17 protein-coding genes and 1 pseudogene are annotated in these 19,665 nt (G+C 40.3%); 2 read left to right on the plus strand and 16 right to left on the minus strand.

The genetic code is table 11. The features are described from left to right. From F602_RS0100920 to F602_RS0100945, 6 genes and pseudogenes are all read right to left on the minus strand, one after another. Window positions 1-303: pseudogene (locus F602_RS0100920) on the minus strand (sigma-70 family RNA polymerase sigma factor); the annotation flags it as partial. Window positions 304-408: 105 nt separating this feature from the next. Next, a complete protein-coding gene (locus F602_RS0100925; RefSeq protein ID WP_018166094.1) occupies window positions 409-1,335 on the minus strand; it encodes an ATP-binding cassette domain-containing protein in 927 nt (308 codons plus the stop codon). Window positions 1,336-1,344: 9 nt separating this feature from the next. Then, window positions 1,345-2,409 (minus strand): ABC transporter ATP-binding protein, encoded by a 1,065-nt coding sequence (locus F602_RS0100930; protein WP_018166095.1) that lies wholly within the window; start codon window positions 2,407-2,409, stop codon window positions 1,345-1,347. A 9-nt stretch (window positions 2,410-2,418) separates the two neighbouring features. Then, entirely contained in the window at window positions 2,419-3,345 is a 927-nt protein-coding gene (gene oppC, locus F602_RS0100935; RefSeq protein ID WP_018166096.1) for an oligopeptide ABC transporter permease OppC, read from the minus strand. Further along, window positions 3,345-4,847 carry an ABC transporter permease gene (locus tag F602_RS0100940; protein WP_018166097.1) on the minus strand — a complete coding sequence of 501 codons (1,503 nt, stop codon included), beginning with the start codon at window positions 4,845-4,847 and terminating at the stop codon, window positions 3,345-3,347. The genes oppC and F602_RS0100940 overlap by 1 nt, the downstream gene beginning before the upstream one ends. A gap of 84 nt (window positions 4,848-4,931) precedes the next feature. Beyond that, window positions 4,932-6,908, minus strand: a complete 1,977-nt coding sequence (locus F602_RS0100945) for a peptide ABC transporter substrate-binding protein (protein WP_018166098.1) — start codon at window positions 6,906-6,908, stop codon at window positions 4,932-4,934. A 220-nt stretch (window positions 6,909-7,128) separates the two neighbouring features. Between F602_RS0100945 and pbp3 the strand changes: the two genes are divergently transcribed. Further along, the gene (gene pbp3 / locus F602_RS0100950) at window positions 7,129-8,370 is read left to right on the plus strand and encodes a D-alanyl-D-alanine carboxypeptidase PBP3 (protein WP_018166099.1); all 1,242 of its coding nucleotides are present in this window, start codon (window positions 7,129-7,131) and stop codon (window positions 8,368-8,370) included. Between the two features lie 54 nt (window positions 8,371-8,424). Here pbp3 and F602_RS0100955 read toward each other — a convergent pair whose 3' ends face one another. The 7 genes from F602_RS0100955 to sufC all read right to left on the minus strand — a co-directional run bounded on the left by F602_RS0100955 (window position 8,425) and on the right by sufC (window position 15,183). Further along, a complete protein-coding gene (locus F602_RS0100955) occupies window positions 8,425-9,201 on the minus strand; it encodes a DUF6612 family protein (protein WP_018166100.1) in 777 nt (258 codons plus the stop codon). Window positions 9,202-9,403: 202 nt separating this feature from the next. Further along, window positions 9,404-9,589 carry a hypothetical protein gene (locus F602_RS0100960; RefSeq protein WP_018166101.1) on the minus strand — a complete coding sequence of 62 codons (186 nt, stop codon included), beginning with the start codon at window positions 9,587-9,589 and terminating at the stop codon, window positions 9,404-9,406. 270 nt (window positions 9,590-9,859) lie between these two features. Next, a complete protein-coding gene (gene sufB / locus F602_RS0100965; protein ID WP_018166102.1) occupies window positions 9,860-11,272 on the minus strand; it encodes a Fe-S cluster assembly protein SufB in 1,413 nt (470 codons plus the stop codon). 169 nt (window positions 11,273-11,441) lie between these two features. Continuing rightward, window positions 11,442-11,879 (minus strand): Fe-S cluster assembly sulfur transfer protein SufU, encoded by a 438-nt coding sequence (sufU, locus tag F602_RS0100970; RefSeq protein WP_018166103.1) that lies wholly within the window; start codon window positions 11,877-11,879, stop codon window positions 11,442-11,444. Then, window positions 11,866-13,098, minus strand: a complete 1,233-nt coding sequence (locus tag F602_RS0100975) for a cysteine desulfurase (protein ID WP_018166104.1) — start codon at window positions 13,096-13,098, stop codon at window positions 11,866-11,868. The genes sufU and F602_RS0100975 overlap by 14 nt, the downstream gene beginning before the upstream one ends. Further along, entirely contained in the window at window positions 13,082-14,362 is a 1,281-nt protein-coding gene (gene sufD / locus F602_RS0100980) for a Fe-S cluster assembly protein SufD (protein WP_018166105.1), read from the minus strand. Before sufD ends, F602_RS0100975 begins: the two co-directional genes overlap by 17 nt. A gap of 44 nt (window positions 14,363-14,406) precedes the next feature. Then, window positions 14,407-15,183: a Fe-S cluster assembly ATPase SufC gene (sufC, locus tag F602_RS0100985; protein WP_018166106.1), complete on the minus strand. Its 777-nt coding sequence runs from the start codon at window positions 15,181-15,183 to the stop codon at window positions 14,407-14,409. A gap of 308 nt (window positions 15,184-15,491) precedes the next feature. Here sufC and F602_RS0100990 point away from each other — a divergent pair, with 308 nt between their 5' ends. After that, on the plus strand, window positions 15,492-16,502 hold the full coding sequence (locus tag F602_RS0100990) for a YdcF family protein (RefSeq protein ID WP_018166107.1): 1,011 nt from the start codon (window positions 15,492-15,494) through the stop codon (window positions 16,500-16,502). Between the two features lie 305 nt (window positions 16,503-16,807). On the opposite strand, the gene F602_RS0100995 is transcribed toward F602_RS0100990, so the two are convergent. The 3 genes from F602_RS0100995 to F602_RS0101005 all read right to left on the minus strand — a co-directional run bounded on the left by F602_RS0100995 (window position 16,808) and on the right by F602_RS0101005 (window position 19,618). Beyond that, entirely contained in the window at window positions 16,808-17,968 is a 1,161-nt protein-coding gene (locus tag F602_RS0100995) for a glycosyltransferase family 4 protein (RefSeq protein ID WP_018166108.1), read from the minus strand. Further along, entirely contained in the window at window positions 17,965-18,690 is a 726-nt protein-coding gene (mecA, locus tag F602_RS0101000) for an adaptor protein MecA (RefSeq protein ID WP_018166109.1), read from the minus strand. Before mecA ends, F602_RS0100995 begins: the two co-directional genes overlap by 4 nt. Window positions 18,691-18,778: 88 nt before the next feature. Next, window positions 18,779-19,618 carry an undecaprenyl-diphosphate phosphatase gene (locus tag F602_RS0101005; RefSeq protein ID WP_018166110.1) on the minus strand — a complete coding sequence of 280 codons (840 nt, stop codon included), beginning with the start codon at window positions 19,616-19,618 and terminating at the stop codon, window positions 18,779-18,781. Window positions 19,619-19,665 lie beyond the last annotated feature (47 nt).

Below are 19,665 nucleotides of genomic sequence, written 5' to 3' on the forward strand. Positions count from 1 at the left end.
ACCCTGTTCGGCCACCATATGGCTAAGCTCAGTAATGTCCTCGTGGTTCATCCGATCGAACCGGCGTTTTTGACTTTCTTGTCGACGGACCTTATCCTTGATGTAGTTACGGAATTTGACCTTAAAATAGGTATACAACCGCTCAGAATCTGACTCTATTCCAGGTTGAGAGCCTAGAAGTTCATAGAGAACGAGCATACCTTCTTGATCCCAATCGCTCTTCTCCCAGAGCTTTATATAGTATTCCTTGCGGGTACGGTGCACAATCCCTTGGACTCGCTGGTAAATTTCTTCAAAGCGCATGACTTCTCCTTTCACTATTGCATCTAGTATAAGCAAATATGGAGAAGAGAAACAGGACATTTTTGTCAGAAAAAGAACCTCATGAGAATGAAGTTCTTTATTTTATTATAGATAGTCTTTTTTATACTGCGCAAGCTCTGATTGGTTGCACCAAACATAATGATTGGGTTTAATTTCAACCATTTCTGGTTTATCTGTGCTGTAATCATGTTGTTCTGGGTTATAAACAACTAATTTCTTTTGGCGCTCTAAAATTGGATCCGGAATCGGGACTGCAGAAAGTAGAGAACGCGTATACGGATGAATTGGATTTTTAAATAATTCTTCTGTTTCTGCAACTTCGACAATCACACCTTTATGGATAACTGCAATTCGATCGGAAATGAAACGGACAACAGATAAATCATGAGCGATAAAGAGATAAGTCAAACCTAATTCTTTTTGCAATTGTTTCAGCAAGTTGAGAACTTGTGCGCGGACAGAAACATCTAGAGCAGAAATCGGTTCATCGGCAATGACCAATTCTGGTTGCATGACAAGGGCACGAGCAATACCAATCCGCTGGCGCTGTCCACCCGAAAATTCATGTGGAAAACGAGTCAAATGTTCAGGCAATAGCCCTACTTCTTTCAACATAGCCCGAACTTTATCTTGTCTATCGGCTTCATTTTCAAATAATTTGAAATTGTACAAACCTTCAGAGATGATGTAATCCACGGTTGCACGCTCATTCAAACTAGCCGCAGGGTCCTGGAAAATCATTTGGATTTTACGGATAAGGTCGCGTGACTTTTCCCGAGAGAGCTTTCCGTTAATTTTTTCTCCTTTATATAGGATATCCCCTGCACTCGTGTTGTTAAGACCGATAATAGCCCGCCCAATGGTCGTCTTCCCTGACCCTGACTCACCAACAAGGGAGAAGGTTTCTCCCTTGTTGATAAAGAAATTAGCATTTTTTACGGCAACAAATTTCTTGTGGCCTTCTCCGAAAGAAATTTCTAAATTTTTAATTTCAACTAATTTTTCAGTCATTTCTTCCTCCTAACTAATTTCTTCAACTGACATTTTAGCTTTTATTTTTGAATGTAGATCTTGGATCACCGTTGGCTTTTCTGCTTGTGGTGCATCTGGATGCAAGAGCCAGGTCTTAGCCCAGTGGCTTTCTGTCACATGGAAGACTGGGGGTTCTTCTTCAAAATCAATCTGCATTGCAAACTCAGAGCGTGGAGCAAAGGCATCTCCTACTACAGGTGTAAAGAGTGACGGTGGGGTTCCAGGAATAGAGAAGAGCTCTCCGTTTGCATTTGCTAACTGGGGTAAGCTAGATAGCAAACTCCATGTGTATGGGTGACGCGGATCATAGAAGATATCTTCCACTGTACCAAATTCAATGACTTCACCGGCATACATAACTGCAACCTTATCCGCAATACTAGCCACCACACCCAAATCATGAGTGATAAAGATAGTGGTGAAGTTATATTCTTTTTGTAACTCTTTCAGCAAATCCAAAATTTGAGCTTGAATGGTCACGTCTAGGGCTGTGGTCGGCTCGTCACAGATGAGAACATCTGGCCGACAGGCTAGAGCAATAGCAATAACTATCCGTTGACGCATGCCTCCGGAATATTGGAAAGGATACTCGTTAAAGCGTTTTTTCGCATCGGGAATACCAACTCTTTCCATGTAATTAATAGCCATTTCTTTGGCTTCTGATGCAGACTTGCCCTGATGCTTGACGATAACCTCTGTAATTTGGCGACCAATAGTAACAAGAGGATTCAAGCTGGTCATGGGATCCTGGAAAATAGTCGCAATTTTTGCACCACGAATTTCCTCCCATTCCTCATGTTTGTTGATAGCTGTCAACTCTTGACCTCGATAGTTGATACTACCTGATGATATACGGCCATTTTCTTCTAACATGCCGGTGAAAGTTTTGGTCAAAACAGATTTTCCTGAACCTGACTCACCAACAATAGCCAGAACTTCGCCTTCAACGAGATCTAAAGATACACTACGGATAGCTGTCAGAACACGGTCACGAACATCAAATTCCACGACCAAATCTTTGGCAGATAATATTACATTTTCATTTTTTGTCATATTTTCTCCTTATCTATGGGTACGTGGATCACTAGCATCAGACAGGTTTTGACCTACGATGAAGAGCGAGAAAGAAACTAGAACGAGTGCCGCCAAAGGAATCCAAAAGAGGTAGGCATTCGTGGTCACATTTTGAGAATATTTCGCAATCAAACGCCCCAAACTTGGAACTGTCACTGGTAAGCCAATACCAAAATAGGACAGAAAGGCCTCTGAAGAAATATAACCAGGAAGGCTTTGAGAAGCCTGAGTCACAATCACAGATACCAATTGTGGTAACAAGTTTTTGACAACTAATTTGAAAGTTGGCGTCCCTAAGGTACGGCTAGCTAAGTTATACTCCAAATCACGGTAACGCATGATTTGAATACGGATAGAAAACGCTACTCCAATCCAACCAGTTAAACAGAAGGCTAGAATCAAATTCCAAAAACCTGCACCCAAAGCATAGGACATGATGATGAAGATGAGAAGGGAGGGAATATTGGATACAATATTATAGACCTCCATCATAATCTTATCAAAGGTTTTGGAAACTCCCCAAATACCCCCTACTATGACACCGATGACCAAATTGATTGCCGTCGCAATGAGGGAAATCAAAATAGAGTTACGCGCGCCATACCAAACGCCGTCAAAAAGAGATTGACCATTGGCATCTGTTCCAAACCAATACTCTGCATTTGGCCAATTATAACGGGCACCAAAATCATTGATTTTACTAACATCGTTAAAATCATAGTTGGCAAAGATCGGATAAATGAAACTCATGAGCACAATTGCCACCAAGACCACCAGCATAAAAATGGTTGACTTTTTCTTCAAAAATTGACGAAATACTGAGTTCCAATAAGAATAGGCTGGTGTATCAATTGTTTCAGAGGCAAAATCATCCCGTTTGACAAACTGAAACTTCCTTTTATCAATAGTAGACATCATTTACCTCCTTTCACATCTAGTTTAATACGTGGGTCTACAATGGTCATGAGCAAGTCTCCCACAAGAAGAGCAAAGATAGAAAGACCAGCAAAAATAAAGGACAAGGCAACCACCATATTGTTGTTGCTAACCCTGATGGAGTCAATCAGCATCTTACCCATACCAGGAAAGGCAAAGACCGACTCGGTGAAGGTAGCTCCGACAATCACACTAACGATGGAGAGCGGAATACTGTGAATAACTGGTACCATTGCATTTCTAAAGATATGTTTTCGAGCAATTTCAGTTTCTGACAAACCTTTAGCTCGAGCAAAGCGGACAAAATCGCTAGTTTGTAAGTCAATAAAGTAACGTCGGATCCAGATTGCTGTCCAAGGAATGCTTAATAGACCTAATAAGAATGCTGGGAAGAGATAAGACCTCGGGTCAGATGCTCCCAAAACAGGGAAGGTATCTGGTAGATTAAAGACTTTTCCAAAAGCAAATCGAAAAATATAGATAAAAGCAATACTTGGTAAAGCCATGAGGAAACTAAAGACCGCTGTCATGCCCACGTCAAAAGTCTTATCTTTATATCGAGCCATAAAAATTCCCAATGGTAAACCTATGACATAGGAAATAACCACACTAATCAAACCAATGATAGAGGAGTTTACCAACATGGATGGTTCTTGATAGTGTGTTTTTGTAGCGGTGTAAGCATCTCCTTCACCAAAGTTGGCAATATCTTGCTTATCCGCAGAAGCAGGGGACTTATAAGTTCGACTATAAATATTGATAGATGACTTTTTAGTCACACCTGTTGGGAAGGTTACATCTGTCGCCAACGCTTTCCCTTGTCCTTGAGTTAAGACTTCAAGAACAGGAATGTTCGCATAAGTTGGATAAGATATTCCCATATCCAGTGTCACAAAGTTTTGGTGGATAAACGGAAATTGTCCATTAAAATATAAGAGATACTTGTGTTTTGTACCAGAGCCTACCAAGGCCCAGCCGACTGACGGATCGTTCTCAAAACGCAGATACCGTTCCAAATCAGGATTTTTCTCGTCTTTGATCCGATTGGTATGATCAACTTGAATCAAGTTACCGTAAAATTCAAAGACCCGTTGGTAGATAGGGATTTCACGAGTAGCATAAAAATATTGGCTTCCCTCAAACTGGTGAAGCACCCAGTCATTCCCTTTGTTAGCAATGTAATCTTCATATATTTTTTTGTTGGCAGCTGTTGGTTCAACTGTAACACTGCTATCCACCTTCTCAACAGCTTCTTGGAGTTCCTTTGAGTCAAGGTAGTCAATGTAGCCCATTTTTTCGTAGACTGTGTTGACATAATCTGCCTTACTGTCAGGATCCTTTGCCACTTTAGTGTATGTTGGATCTTTCTCAAAAATCTTCTTTCTAGGTACCATGGTATAGATAATCGTATAGATTAGAGTAGTCACCATAAAAAGAGAGAACAATGAGCGTAAGATCCGTTTCAGAACATACTTTTTCATTTCGTAATTCCTCTCCAAATCTCAAAAGAACTTCCTCTAAAACTCGTAGAGAAAGTCCTCTTGAAAAAGTTCTTTAAAAGTCCTTTATTTTTCTACATGGTCAGCAAGCTTTTCTTGTGCTTCTGCATTTGATTTTGCTTTTTCTTTCAACCATTTTTCACGTTTAGCATAGACATCTTCAGCTTTGTTGATTTCAGTACCAACTTCCATATACTTGAAGTAGCTAGTTGAACCACCTTTGATACCGACATCTGCAGTTGCTGCAGTGTAAGGTACGACCTTAGAAACATTTGGTGTTCCACCTAATGATGAATAAGGAATAACCAAGGCACTATCTGTTAACCATGCTTGTGCTTCTGCGTATTTTTCGTAACGTTTGACAACATCTAGATTTTCAGCTGCTGCTTCTTTCAAAAGGTCATTGTATTTATCCAAACCAATTGCTTTGATGGATTCTTCGTTGTTAGCTGAAACGCCAAGCTTATCTGTGTTAGCGCCACCGTCAATCGCAAAGACATCAAGATAGGTTGAAGGGTCTTGGTAGTCAGCACCCCATCCAGAGTACGTGATATCATAGTCATTTTGCTCAGGAGCTTCAGTATAGAATGCAATATTCAAAAATGTATCTTGGTCTACCATTTGAAGATCAATGACAACATTATCTGTTCCAAGACTTTCTTCGATAGATTGTTTCATTGAAGAAGCTTGTTGAACACCTGTTTCACTTTCTTGAACAACCGGTACATCAAGGTGGATTGGGAATTCTACACCTTCTGCTGCAAGGGTTGCTTTCGCTTTTTCAAACTCTGCTTTGGCTTTTTCTACATTATAAAGACCATTTTGCGCATCTGAGAAGTCCACATCTGCCCACTCATCGCCATAAGAAACTACTTTTTCTTTGACAAGATCACCAAATGTTTTTTCACCAGCGCTGACAAAGGTTGGCGATACCACAAGGTTACGCAATGGTCTGTCAGAAGCATCTTCTCCTACGTTTTGTGCCACGTAGTTCTTGCGATCAAAGGCAAAGGTCAATGCTTGACGGAAATCCTTATTGCGTAAAGCTTTATAAGTAGAAGTCTTCTGTGCATCTGTGGTTTTAGCAGTATGTTCGTAGTTTGTACGGTTAGTGTTGAAGATTCTGTAGTAGATAGTTGAATCTTGCAGGCTGTAGTAAATGTTGTCCTTATACTGTTTCTTCACTGAAGCATAGCTAGAGGAATTCGGGAAAATACGCGCATTGGTGTAGTTGCCATCTGTAAAGCCTTTTACCAACGATTCTGGATCTTGTCCATCGTAATAAGTCAATTTGACATTATCAATTTTGACATTGTCTGCATCCCAGTAGTTCTCGTTCTTGGTGTACTCCATAGATGATTTTGAAGTCATAGAGCTGATGAAGAACGCACCATTGTAAAGAATGCCATCTGGCTCCACTTTACCAAAATCTTCTCCCTTAGACTCAAGGAATTCCGCATTGACTGGCAACATGATGGACATAGTCAACTTAGAGTTCCAGTATGGTTCTGGTTGAGCCAAGGTATATTGGAGAGTGTAGTCATCAACAGCTTTTACACCAACTGTTGAAAAATCTTTACTCTTCCCGTCAACATAGTCAGCTAGGCCGGCGATAGAGTCTTGAATGATGTAAAGACCTTCTGATTTCACATCTACGGCATGCTTGAGAGAAGTCACAAAGTCATGTGCGGTAACATCTGCATATTCTTCACCATCTGCTGTGTACCATTTTACACCCTCACGAATCGTATAAGTATACGTCAAACCATCTGCAGAAACTTTCCAGTCTTCTGCAAGAGATGGAATCAAATTACCGTATTGGTCATTTTCCAACAAACCATCAACCATATTGGTAACGATATCTGACACTTGAGCGCGGTTAAAGGCGATATAGTCCAAAGATGTTGGATCTTCAGTATAGACATAAGAATAGGTTGTTGCTTTTCCAGAACCACCATTAGATGAAGCGTTTCCACACGCTGCTAAAAAACTAGCAGAAAGCAATGTAACGCTGGCAATAGCTGCCAATTTTCTCTTTTGCATAAAGGTCTCCTCTTATTTTAAGTTTATTTCAAATGAATTGCTTAAACAATTTTTAAATTGTTCAAGTACGATTATACCACTATCTACGGATATTGTAAAGTAAGTTTAGTATATTTGGAATTTTCTGACTTTTTATCAAAACCGAATCTGCTCATTTTATGATATTTATTTTATGATATAATGTAAAAAAACTAGAGATCATTGACTTGGAAGGAAATATATGAAACAGTTGTTTAGAATCGGCTTGATTGTGCTTATTGGTTTTTTTTCGTTCACGAGGCCAGTTTATGCAGAAGATTTTTCAGTCTCCGCTAAGCATGCAATTGCCATTGATGTAGCCAGCGGAAAAATTCTCTACGAACAGGATGCACAGACACAGGTTCCAATCGGATCAATCACAACCTTGCTCACTGCTTACTTGGTGTATGAAGCAGTTGCTGAAGGTAAGATCAGTATGGATAGTGCTGTTTCAATCGGCGACTATCCTTATAGTTTGATCGGAACAGTCGTCAGCAATGTCAATTTACAAGCACGTTCCTACACAGTGAGAGAGTTATTGGAAGCCACTCTGATTACGTCAGCTAATAGCGCTGCTATCGCCTTGGCTGAAGAAGTCGCAGGAAGCGAAGCTGCTTTTGTGGATAAAATGAATGCCAAGTTAAGGGAGTGGGGGATTAACGGTGCTAAGTTGGTCAATGCCACCGGTTTGAGCAATAGTTATCTAGGAGATTATCGCTATCCTGGCTCCAATGAGAATGATGAAAATCAACTATCTGCCATGGATGTAGCCATCGTAGCCCGCCGTCTGCTTCTTGATTTCCCTCAAGTTTTAGATATCACCTCTCAATACCACTTCAACTTCTATGGTACAACTTACTCTTCTACCAACCAGATGTTAAAGGAAGGGACCTATGGAAGACCTGGAGTAGATGGCTTAAAGACAGGGGCTAGCGAAACAGCTGGAGTTTCTTTTGTAGCCACTATCCAACAGAGAAACACGAGACTATTGACGGTTGTTCTCAATGCCAACGAGGGTGAAGAATTCCCAGATAATCGATTTTTAGCTACAAACGAATTGATAGACCATGTCAACAGTCACTTTACAGTCACTACTCTGGTCGCAAAAGGGGAAACCTTTCAGTCAAGTCATGTTGCTGTCTTTAATGGTCAAAAGGAGAAGGTGAAAGCAATTGCTGCAGATAACTTATATGCCTATATCCGAAAAGGGGCCACCGCAGCTGTCTCTGCTAGGTATAGTGAAAAAGTATCCCTACTGGAAGCACCTACCCAACAAGGTCAGATTATAGGTAACTTGTATCTAGTTGATAAGGATTTAATTGGAAAAGGTTATTTAGACTCTCAACCAAGCGTGGATATGGTTGTTGCAGAAAATATTCCCGAAGCCAGTTGGCCTCTTTCTTGGTGGAACCACTTTGTTCGCTATGTCAATGAAAATTTGTAAACAAAAAAAGACTGAGATATGAGCATTCACACTTCAGTCTTTTTTATATATTGCTTATTTTGGAGCTTGGAAGGTTAAATCATCGAGTTGATTCCATGCAGAAAAATCAGTCTCAATATCCATATCCAACTGACCTTCAATTCCCTCGTATTCAAAAACCATCTTGAAGCCAGTCATATAAAGATTTGTCTTATCAAATGTTACTTCAAAATCTTTTTCTAACTCTGTTTGACTCACACCTGTGATAGATAAATTTAACTCATCTTTGAAAAGCGAGAGCAAGTCCACATTTTGACTTTTGAGGACTAAAGTATAGTTGTCATCACTTTCTTCCAATTCTAAGTCATTCTCCATTGAATAAAGAATTTTTAGAAAACTAAAGTAACCAGGCCGGATAAAATAGTGTCCATCACTCGTATCTTTATCCCAGTTGCCGTCCTTACTAGTCCGCGAATAAACTGGATGACCATCACCCCCTGGTAAAATAAACTCTTCGTACTTTACTTGACCATTGTTGACTTCGTCAATTGAGGCATTGGCTCGCTGAATGGTATCTCCTTGCTTGCCGTAGTCCACATCTGCCTGCATTTCTTGGGTTTTCTTATTGGTATTGACTTGAAGAAATAGCTCCATATCAAGATGAACTGTTTCCACTTCGTTATTGGCTTTTTCAACTTTATCAAGAAATTCTGCAACAGTCAGGTTTTGCTCCTGAGTTGTAGCTACTTTCTGTGATACATTACCAGTGTCTTTTTCTGTCTTTGCTCCACAAGCCACTAAAAATAGAGACAACGTACATAGGACCCCAAATATTTGAAAAGTTTTTTTCATAGTGCACCTCCTAACAATGATAATTACTTTATTATTATATCATTTTTAGAAAGCCTTTTCAATCAATTACCATGACGATGCGAAAAACAAGACTCAAATTTTTAAAACACAACACAAAAAGGAAGTATCTGCTATTGGCTTTTGCTTCCTCTTCAGTGATTTTATTTCATTACTTTACTTTGATTGGATAGTTTGGGAGTTGTTAATGTAAGGGCAATTTAATTTTTCGAGATAATACACCATAAAATAATATGGCACCCAAAATAACAAGCAAAACTGCACATATACCCCAAACTATATTAACTCCTCTCCATTTAGGAATTTTACTCGCTTTGATTAGAAGTAAAACGCCAACAGACATCATCATTATTGCCATCAAAATGAACATTTTTTTAGTTCCTCCTCCACAATTTCTAATCTAATTTATCAATTTTTTCCATATTTGTAGCTGAATGCTCATTTTTGTAGCCATTCTACTGCTATTTAATCCATTGAAAAATAGAGGCAAGTATTTTAGTTTCCGTTCCTTTCTTACCTTGGTTTTGATTTAGAAAATAATATTTCAAAACAAAAAAGAGTGATGGTTATCGCTCTTTTTGTTAGCTTTTGTCAGTAGACAATCGGGAAATAGTTTTTTAACTATTTGAATACATTCCTACTATCCTACAGAACCCTCCATCTCATAGGAAATGAGTCTGTTGAGCTCAACGGCATATTCCATTGGGAGTTCTTTGGTGAACGGCTCAACAAAGCCCATAACAATCATCTCTGTAGCCTCTTGTTCAGATAGACCACGGCTCATGAGGTAATAGAGTTGCTCTTCTGAAATCTTTGAGACCTTAGCTTCATGCTCCAAAGCTACTTGAGAATTGTGAATTTCATTGAAGGGAATGGTATCCGAACGGGAGATATCGTCCATCAAAATGGTATCACATTCAATATGACTGATGGATTTTTTCGAATTTTTATTAAAAGTTACCTGTCCACGGTAGTTGACCTCTCCTCCACCTCTGGCAATAGACTTAGATACGATGGATGAGCTAGTGTATGGGGCATTATGAATCATCTTAGCACCTGTATCTTGGTGTTGCCCCTTGTTAGCAAAGGCGATGGACAACATGGTACCACGTGCACCTTCACCCTCTAGATAAACAGCAGGGTATTTCATGGTGGTATGAGCACCTAGATTACCATCAATCCATTCAACAGTGGCATTTTTCTCGGCCCGTGCCCTTTTCGTAACCAGATTATATACATTATCTGACCAGTTTTGGATGGTCGTATAGCGCATATAGGCGCCTTCGTGGGCAATGATTTCTACGACTGCAGCATGGAGGCTTGCGGTTGAATAAGTCGGTGCGGTACATCCTTCCACATAGTGGATGCTGGCTCCCTCATCCACGATAATCAGGGTCCGCTCAAACTGACCTGTTCCTTCATTATTGATTCGGAAGTAAGTCTGGAGTGGAATATCACATTTGACACCTTTTGGTACATAGATGAAGGTTCCACCTGACCAAACAGCCGAATTGAGGGCTGCTAGTTTGTTGTCTGTTGGTGGGACTAGCTTAGCAAAATATTTCTTAAAGAGCTCTGGATACTCACGCAAGGCGGAGTCCGTATCAGTAAAGATGATACCCAGTTTATCATACTCTTCTTTCATATTGTGGTAGACGACTTCTGATTCGTATTGGGCAGCAGCGCCAGCTAAATACGCTCTTTCTGCTTCTGGAATCCCGATGCGTTCAAAGGTTTCTTTGATTTTCTCTGGTACATCGTCCCAACTTCTAGCAGGTTTTTCAGAGGCTTTTTGGTAATAGATGATATCATCAAAGTCCAACTTGGATAAGTCCGCTCCCCAGGTTTGCATGGGCATTTTTTGGAAAGCAGCATACGATTTCAGACGAAAATCCAGCATCCATTCTGGCTCACCTTTGGCAGCCGATAATTCGCGGATAACGTCTTCACTGAGACCCTTACCTGTTGAGTAGATAGGTTCCACATCATCATGGAAACCAAACTGATATTCCCCTAAATCAATGGGAGTTGGTTCTACAATTTCTTCTGACATATTGTTCCTTTCATAAGATACTAAGGGGGTTAAATGCAACGTCACTTGAAGTGGAATCATTTAACAAGATTGGTATTCTTTAATGCAGAATACTAAACTCTATAGACATCTCGAAATATTATGTTTTGACACAACATTTCATCGCTATTCAATCTCTTCTTCAGTCAACCTACTTCTCACTTCGTTCAATAGCTTTCTTCAGAGCATTCCAAGAGAGAGTTGCACACTTGATACGTTGAGGAAATTTGGCAATACCTGCTAAAATGGCGGCTTCTCCGAGCCTTTCTTGCACGTCTTCTTGCTCACCTTGAACCATGCGTGAAAAAATTTCTGCCAGTTCAAGTGCCTCAGAACTCGTTTTTCCAAGAATAGCATCTGTCATCATAGATGCTGATGCGGTTGAGATGGTGCAACCCACCCCGTCAAAGGCAATGTCTTTTATGGTGCCAGCCTTATCAAAAAGAACGGACAATTCAATGACATCTCCGCAGGTAGGATTATGCATTGTAAGAACTTCTGTGTCGGCTAATTTCCCACGATGATGGGGGTGTTTCGAGTGATCTGTCACCACAGCCATATAAAGGGAGTCTAGTCTAGAGAGTGCCATTGAAAAACTCCTTTGTCTTCATCAAAGCATCAACTAACTTGTCACAGTCTGCTGGGGTATTGTAAAGGTAAAAGCTAGCTCGGACCGTTGATGAAGCCTCCAGATGGGTAAGGAGGGGCTGAGCACAGTGATGTCCAGCTCGGACTGCTACACCTTCATAATCCAGAGCTGTAGCTACATCATGGGGATGGAGGTCATCCAAATTGAAAGAGATAACTCCTGTTCGCTTGGATAAATCCTGACTGCCATAAATGGTCAAACCTGGAATGGCCTGTAATTTTGGAAAGACATAATCAATCAAGGATTTTTCATGTGCATAAACCGCATCCATACCTAGTTCGTTTAGATAGTCAATGGCCGCTCCCAGACCAATAACTCCTGCAATATTAGGTGTTCCTGCCTCAAACTTCCAAGGCAAGTCTTTCCAGTTGGCTGTCTGTTCCTGAACAAAATCAATCATTTCTCCACCAAACTCAACAGGCGACATCCTTTCCAAAAGTTCTTGTTTCCCATAAAGGACACCAATCCCGGTGGGGGCCAACATCTTGTGACCAGAAAAGGCAAAGAAATCCACATTCAAATCTTGGACATCAATAACCATATGAGGAGTTGATTGGGCACCATCTACGACCATATAGGCACCAACTTCATGGACTAAGTGAGCAATTTCCTTTATTGGGTTGACAACGCCAAGAACGTTCGAAACATGAGCTATGGAAACAAAGCGAGTATTGGGACCAATCAGCTCCTTTAAGCCCGCTATATCTAGTTCACCATCTTTCAGGTAGACATAACGCAAGCGAGCACCGGTCTTACGACAGACTTGCTGCCAAGGAATGATATTGGAATGGTGCTCCATAATGGAGATGATGACCTCATCGTCTGGCTGCAATATTTCCTCTGCAAAATGCGCCACCCAATTGAGGCTAGTAGTCGTACCTCGGGTAAAGAGAATTTCCTTGGTAGACTGCGCATGGATAAAATCTGCTACTTTTTTTCGAACTGCTTCATAGGAAATGGTTGCTCGTTCAGCCAAGGTATGGACACCTCGGTGGACATTGGCATTATCCGTCCGATAGTAGTGCTCTAAAGCTTGCAGCACTGGTATCGGTTTTTGAGTGGTAGCTGCATTATCCAAATATACAAGGGGTTCGTCGTGAACCTCTTGGCTGAGGATTGGAAAATCCTGAACTAGCTTATCACTATCTAGTATTGCCATATTCCCTCTTCGTTAATTTGTCTTCAATAACTTGAATCATCTCATCCCGAACTTCCTTGACAGGGATTTCGGTAATGACTGAACCTAAAAATCCACGTATCACTAAGCGTTCAGCTGTCGCCTGATCCAAACCACGACTCATCAGGTAGTACATATCTTCTGGATCTACTTGCCCAATAGAAGCCGCATGCCCAGCTGTTACTTCATTCTCATCAATAAGCAGAATTGGATTAGCATCTGAACGTGCCTTGTCTGACAACATGAGAACCCGACTTTCCTGCTGAGCATCCGCTCCTTTGGCTCCACGAATAATATGACCAATCCCGTTAAAAGTCAGGGTACCTCTCTCCAAAATCACTCCATGCTGAAGGATGTGACCGACTGAATGCGGACCATAGTTCGTTACGCGGCTATCAATTCCTTGCACCTGACGACCACTGGATAGGGCCACAACTTTTAAATTGGCATGACTAGCTTTTCCTATTAAATCACTATCAAAATCCGCTACAACATTGCCCTCATTCATAATACCCAGCGCCCAGTCAATGCTGGCATCATTTGCCAAACGGCCACGGCGGTTCATAAAAGTGGTCACATGTTTTCCTAATCGGTCAATGGCAGAGAATTTAACCTGACTACCAGCTAAGGCTAAAACCTCGACAGTGATATTTGCGGAGGTAGCTACTCCACCCGCTCCTAAACTTTCAAATCTCTCCAAATAATTGACTTGACTGTTTTTCCCAGCAATGATAAGTACTCTCTTATTAAAGGGAACTGGACTACTGGAGTCCTGATAATAAATCCCTTCGATCGGTTGTTCCACAACAACATTGTCAGGAATGTAGAGGACAGCTGTAGCATTGAAGTAAGCTGCATTGTAAGCAGATAGTTTATCTTCATCAAAAGAAACAGCAGTACCAAAATGCTTTTCGATAACTTCTGGAATCATCTCTAGAGCCGAATATAGATCCGTAAAGACAACTCCTTGTTGGGCTAAATCAGCTGGTAATTGCTCAAGAACTGTTTGCGTGCCCACTTGTACCAATTTGGGATTGTTGTCAAGGGAGGTAAAATCAGGTACATTTCCTAGAGCTTCATTTTCAGTAATGGTACCATCACCTAAGTTCCAGCGGTGAAATTTTACCCGTTCAATCGTTGGTAATGCTAAGCGGTCGATTTGTTCAAAAGCTGCTTGTCGCAAATCAGCTAACCAAGTTGGCTCAGCATGATCTAATGAAAATTGTTGAATCTGTTCTTTCGTCATTGTTTCTCTCTTTCTAAAAAGTAAAAGTTGTCGAATGACAAAGACTAGGCTTCACTCTGTTCTGAATAATCAATTCCCAGTTCAGCAGCCAGATGGATATAGCCTTCTTTCTCCAGTCGAACGGCCAATTCTGGTCCCCCAGAAGCAACCACGCGCCCCTCCATCATGACATGGACTACATCCGGTGTGATGTAATTAAGGAGACGTTGGTAGTGGGTAATAATCATCGCCCCAAAATCTTCTCCACGCATGGCGTTGATCCCTTTTGAAACAACTTTCAATGCATCAATATCTAATCCAGAATCAATCTCATCCAGTAGCGCAAATGTTGGCTCAAGCATGAGCAACTGAAGGATTTCGTTCCGTTTCTTTTCCCCACCAGAAAAACCTTCATTGAGATAGCGCTCCGCCATTTCCTCTTTCATATTCAAAAGAGCCATTTTTTCGTCTAATTTTTTGATAAACGGCAAGACTGCAATCTTTTCATCTTCTTCCTTGCCAGCATTCATGGCTGCACGTAGAAACTCTGCATTAGTGATACCAGGAATCTCAGACGGGTACTGCATGGCCAAAAAGAGACCCATTCGTGCCCGTTCATCTACTTCTAACTCCAAAATATTTACTCCATCAAACAGAATTTCACCTTTGGTGACCTCGTAAATCGGATTACCCATGATAGCTGCAGACAAGGTTGATTTTCCTGTCCCATTTGGTCCCATGATAGCCGCAATTTGACCTGTTTTTAGGGTTAAATTAACTCCCTTGAGAATTTCTTTGCCTTCAATTTCGACATGCAAATCTTTGATTTCTAGTACTGACATGATAAACTCCTTAGATATGATAGAAAGGCCTTTCAGAGGCAATCTTTGATGTTATTGATGTCTGTTATTATACCAAAAATATAGGCTTTTTTCTCCTATAAAGTCTTAAGAAATAGGACAGCCAACCTTTTGTATCCGGGTAAAATTATGTCCGTTACTCCGTCTAATAATGTCTAAAACACCAGAACAGCCACCTCTTTTGCAAAATTTGTGCAATTTTTATATGAACTGAGTCATTTCTGACTAGATTGTTCTTTATGCTAAAATTTGATAAAATAGTACAAGTATCTTTTTTGGGAGGACAACTCGTGTATCTAGTCACGTTATTTCTTTTTTTAGCCTTATTATTTTCGATTTGGAAAGATAATCGTAGCGTTCTCAATCCTATTTTATTGATATCATTTTTAATTATGAGTTATTTTTCAGTCGGCTCTTTCTTTTATGAGCGCGGTTTTGGAGTCGCTCATGATATCCTCTTCGGTCTAGGATTTATTATTTTACCCTTAATCGTCTTTTTCAGTGGTATCTTTCTGATTTACAATGGTATTATCCTTTTAAAAAAAGAAGGGAAATCAAAAGCTAATCTATTATCCCTATTAGCAGGTTTTGGAGTTGTTGGCTTTTTTCTATTGATCTACATTAGAATTCAGTATTACCAATTTTTTATTAACAGTAAGTTGCTAAATGTTTTAATAGTCTCAATTTCATGGAGTTTTCTCATTTTTGGCGTTGCCTTTCTTGGATTTATGCTCTATTCAATGCTTTACCTCTTCATGCCAAAAGGCAAACAATATGATTTTATCATTATCCATGGTGCAGGACTACTTGGTGGCGAGAGAGTCAGTCCCCTTTTGGAAAAACGAATTTTAAAAGCAATTGAAGCCTACAATGTTTTAGACGACAAAAATGTTAAACTCATTGTGAGTGGTGGGCAAGGTCCTGATGAGAAAATTTCAGAGGCTAAAGCTATGGCAGATTATATCAAGAACAATACACCATTATCAAACGAAGCTGTTCTATTGGAAGATAAGTCAACCACAACCTATGAAAACCTCCTTTTCGCCAAGGCATTAGGAGAAACCCTAAAACCTCATCCACGTTTTTTATTTGTAACCAATGATTATCATGTTTTTAGAACAAGTATGTTTGCCAAAAAAATCAAGATGGCAGGAGATGGATTGGGTTGTAAGACTGCAAGCTACTATATCCCAAGCGCCTTTATTCGAGAGTTTATCGCTGGCGTTGTTTATTTAAAGTGGCTCTTTGTTGCACTTTATGTTCCCCTTGTTTTGTTACTACTATATTCTTACTTCGGATAAAATAATGGACAACGTAAACAGACAGATAATCACTTCACAACTATAAGACAGTAGTACAGCATGGCTACTGTCTTATTTTTTAAGTGATATACATTTCAAATCCTTTTTCTTTGGATGACAATTTACTTAAGAGCGTAAGCAATCAAGATTGTCCCATGTTTCATTGAGAACTAATTATAAAAAAGCAGCAGAGATTTGCTTTATCAGAGCTTTCTCTACTACTTGTTTTTATATAGTTCTAGTTTCAACCATTCTGTTCTCGATAACTTTCTTTCATTCCGAATTCCGATCGGTAACTACGTATGTTATTTTAACCGACGCGACTTCCATTTAGCGATAGCCTCCTGGCGATAACTGCTGTTTCCAATAAAACGGAGGGTATTCAACAAAGGAGTTCGATTTTCTCCAAAAATTCCTATCATTTCACTGAGAATCAACACACCAAGGAGAAGAAAGACCATTAAAAGAACGCCACCTAAGCGACTAGAAACATTGAGCAAAAGAGAAATCAGAGAGAAGGTAAAGGAAATGGCATAAATCACCAAGACTGTTCCACGGTGAGTTAGTCCCATAAATAGAAGACGATGATGAAGATGCATTCGGTCTGCCTCATAGATTTTCTTTCCAGAAAGACTCCGACGAATAATAGCTACAACAGTATCTGTGATGGGAACTCCCAAGATAATCATGGGAGTGACAACCGCAACAGCTGTAGAATTTTTCAACCCTTGTAGTGATAAGACCCCAATCATGAACCCAATAAACAGGGCACCTGTATCTCCTAGATAAATGATGGCCGGATGGTAATTGTAAGGTAAAAAACCAGCAATGGCTACCACTAAAATAAATATGGTTAAAGGTAGAAAGATATCACTATCATGTAAGAAAAAGTAAGAGACAATCCCCATCGTTGTCAGAGAAATGATCGAGACTCCTGATACCAGACCATCTAAACCGTCTATGAGATTAACTGCATTGGTAATGGCCACAATCCAGAGAACCGTTAGTACAAAAGACAACCAGCTCGGAAAATGTAGCAGTGGCCCTCCAAAAGGAATTTTAAAATCATCAAAACGGAAATCTGTCCAAACCCAGATGATAATTGCAGCGATTAGGATACCACACATCTTAGGTAGAGGTTTCAATTCCTTTATATCATCAATCAAACCTGTCATGATGACAAGTCCACCCGCTATCACTAGGGGCAGAACATAATCAAAATAAGACCCATCAATAGTCAGATGTTTGATAATCCCAGGCAAAAAGCCCAAAACCGAGACCGCAAAAGCAATAAAGACAGCCAGACCACCAGCTGTCGGCATGGGAACCTTGTTGATACGGCGAGCATTAGGATTGTCCACAGCACCAATTTTAAAGGAAATAAAACGGACAATCGGCGTAGCTACAGCAGACAACACCAGAGTTGAGATAAGAACAATGATGTATTGCAAGGCAAATGGAATCATGTCAAATCAACCTTTCTCAGCTCCTCAAGGGCATTGACCGGAAGTAAGAGTTTCCCATGCTCTTGAAGAACTGGACGACTCATCGCGGTATCATCTGCATGTTCCAACATCCTAGAAAGGAGATAGTCCGGATACTGTTTTGAGCGATTCTCGACATTGATCAGGACAGTCAGATAATAATGCGTATCCATCTTATAGAGTTCAGATGTATCTACCTGAAAATCAATGGTCTGAGCAAAACGAACAGCCTGACTCAAATCTTTGAAATCAAGGATATAGTAGATATACTTTTGTTCCTCATCAAACTCCTCTTCGAGAGCTTCAACTTTTTCAAGATGGCGGACAGCTGCCTCATCCCCCAAACCGACACTCTTGTCACGTGCCGCTTTTTCCAATGTTTTTAAAAATTCATCGGGTGTCATTTGTGAGAGTTCTTCCATGTTAGCCAAGTCTGCAAATTCTTCAAAGTCCATGTTGCGGTCAATATCTGATTTCGTCACAAAAATATCGATTTTATCCGGCTTTGGCGTTACACGAAAGCTCAGCATGCCACTTTCCCGGAAGGTCATCGGCAGTTCTAACTCCTCTAAGACAGCATAGAAAAAGTCCTCTGTCTTCTCTTGGGGAATCAGAAAATCAGCCAACTCCATCCCTCTTTCTTCTAAGTCTTCCATTTTTATGGTGATTTTCAAGGTTGAATCACTAATTTGTTTCATCTTCATAGTCGTACCTCGTGCATTTGTCTATTCATTATACAGGAAAAGGTCCTTTTTTACAAAGGAAAAGCCGGACTGACCGGCTTCTGTAGTATTAGTTGAGGAACCATTTGACAATAGAGTAGACAATCAAAAGAAGACCTAATCCAATACGGTATTTCCCAAAAATGGTAAAGTCGTGTTTTTTTACATAGTCTGTGAGGAAACGGATTGCATAAAGGCTGACCAAAAAAGCTGTCAGACTAGCCAAGAGCAACAATATCCCCTGATTCAGACTAAGAACATTGCCATCCAAAAAGAACTTGACCGCCTTCAATCCGCTATAACCAAACATGGTTGGAATAGCCAAGAAGAAAGTAAAATCAGCTGCTACCGAACGACTAGTTCCCAAGATGATAGCTCCTAGGATAGTGGCGCCAGAACGACTGGTACCTGGGATAATCGCCAACACTTGAAAGAGACCAATATAGAGAGCTGTCTTATAGGACATATGAGCTAGACTGGTCACCTTGGGTTCTAAATGTGCATTGCGCTTTTCAATCCAAATAAAGGCAACGCCGTAGACAATCAAGGCCAAAGCAATAGGAAACATAAAATTGAAATGTGCTTCAAACCAGCTATCAAAAGGAAGAGCCACTAAAATGGAAGGAATACAGGCAATAGCTACCTTTAACCATAGTTGCCAGGTCAAGCGAACTTCCTGCTTTGTTTTTCCAGACTGGAAGGGATTGAGACGTTCAAAATACAGGACAATAACGGCTAAAATCGCTCCAAGCTGGATAACAATATTGAACATATCCATAAAACTCTTTTCCTGATTCAGCTTGATAAATTCTTGGACCAAAATCAAGTGCCCAGTACTGGAAATAGGTAGCCATTCAGTCACTCCCTCTACAACTCCAAAAAAGATTGCTTTCAATATTTCAACAAACATACTTCTTCCTCGCTTTCACTGTATCATTATACCACAGTTCTCGCTTG

Origin of the sequence: Streptococcus minor DSM 17118 (genome assembly GCF_000377005.1) — a bacterium.
GTDB classification, from domain to species: Bacteria; Bacillota; Bacilli; order Lactobacillales; family Streptococcaceae; genus Streptococcus; species Streptococcus minor.

Bases quoted from the DNA above. Each gene is read 5' to 3' on its own strand.
- F602_RS0100925 (WP_018166094.1), bottom strand. From the start codon at position 1,335: ATGACTGAAAAATTAGTTGAAATTAAAAATTTAGAAATTTCTTTCGGA.
- F602_RS0100930 (WP_018166095.1), bottom strand. From the start codon at position 2,409: ATGACAAAAAATGAAAATGTAATATTATCTGCCAAAGATTTGGTCGTG.
- sufB (WP_018166102.1), bottom strand. From the start codon at position 11,272: ATGTCAGAAGAAATTGTAGAACCAACTCCCATTGATTTAGGGGAATAT.
- F602_RS0100940 (WP_018166097.1), bottom strand. From the start codon at position 4,847: ATGAAAAAGTATGTTCTGAAACGGATCTTACGCTCATTGTTCTCTCTT.
- F602_RS0100955 (WP_018166100.1), bottom strand. From the start codon at position 9,201: ATGAAAAAAACTTTTCAAATATTTGGGGTCCTATGTACGTTGTCTCTA.
- pbp3 (WP_018166099.1), top strand. From the start codon at position 7,129: ATGAAACAGTTGTTTAGAATCGGCTTGATTGTGCTTATTGGTTTTTTT.
- F602_RS0100995 (WP_018166108.1), bottom strand. From the start codon at position 17,968: ATGATTCCATTTGCCTTGCAATACATCATTGTTCTTATCTCAACTCTG.
- mecA (WP_018166109.1), bottom strand. From the start codon at position 18,690: ATGAAGATGAAACAAATTAGTGATTCAACCTTGAAAATCACCATAAAA.
- oppC (WP_018166096.1), bottom strand. From the start codon at position 3,345: ATGTCTACTATTGATAAAAGGAAGTTTCAGTTTGTCAAACGGGATGAT.
- F602_RS0100975 (WP_018166104.1), bottom strand. From the start codon at position 13,098: ATGGCAATACTAGATAGTGATAAGCTAGTTCAGGATTTTCCAATCCTC.
- sufU (WP_018166103.1), bottom strand. From the start codon at position 11,879: ATGGCACTCTCTAGACTAGACTCCCTTTATATGGCTGTGGTGACAGAT.
- sufD (WP_018166105.1), bottom strand. From the start codon at position 14,362: ATGACGAAAGAACAGATTCAACAATTTTCATTAGATCATGCTGAGCCA.
- F602_RS0100960 (WP_018166101.1), bottom strand. From the start codon at position 9,589: ATGTTCATTTTGATGGCAATAATGATGATGTCTGTTGGCGTTTTACTT.
- F602_RS0100945 (WP_018166098.1), bottom strand. From the start codon at position 6,908: ATGCAAAAGAGAAAATTGGCAGCTATTGCCAGCGTTACATTGCTTTCT.
- F602_RS0101005 (WP_018166110.1), bottom strand. From the start codon at position 19,618: ATGTTTGTTGAAATATTGAAAGCAATCTTTTTTGGAGTTGTAGAGGGA.
- sufC (WP_018166106.1), bottom strand. From the start codon at position 15,183: ATGTCAGTACTAGAAATCAAAGATTTGCATGTCGAAATTGAAGGCAAA.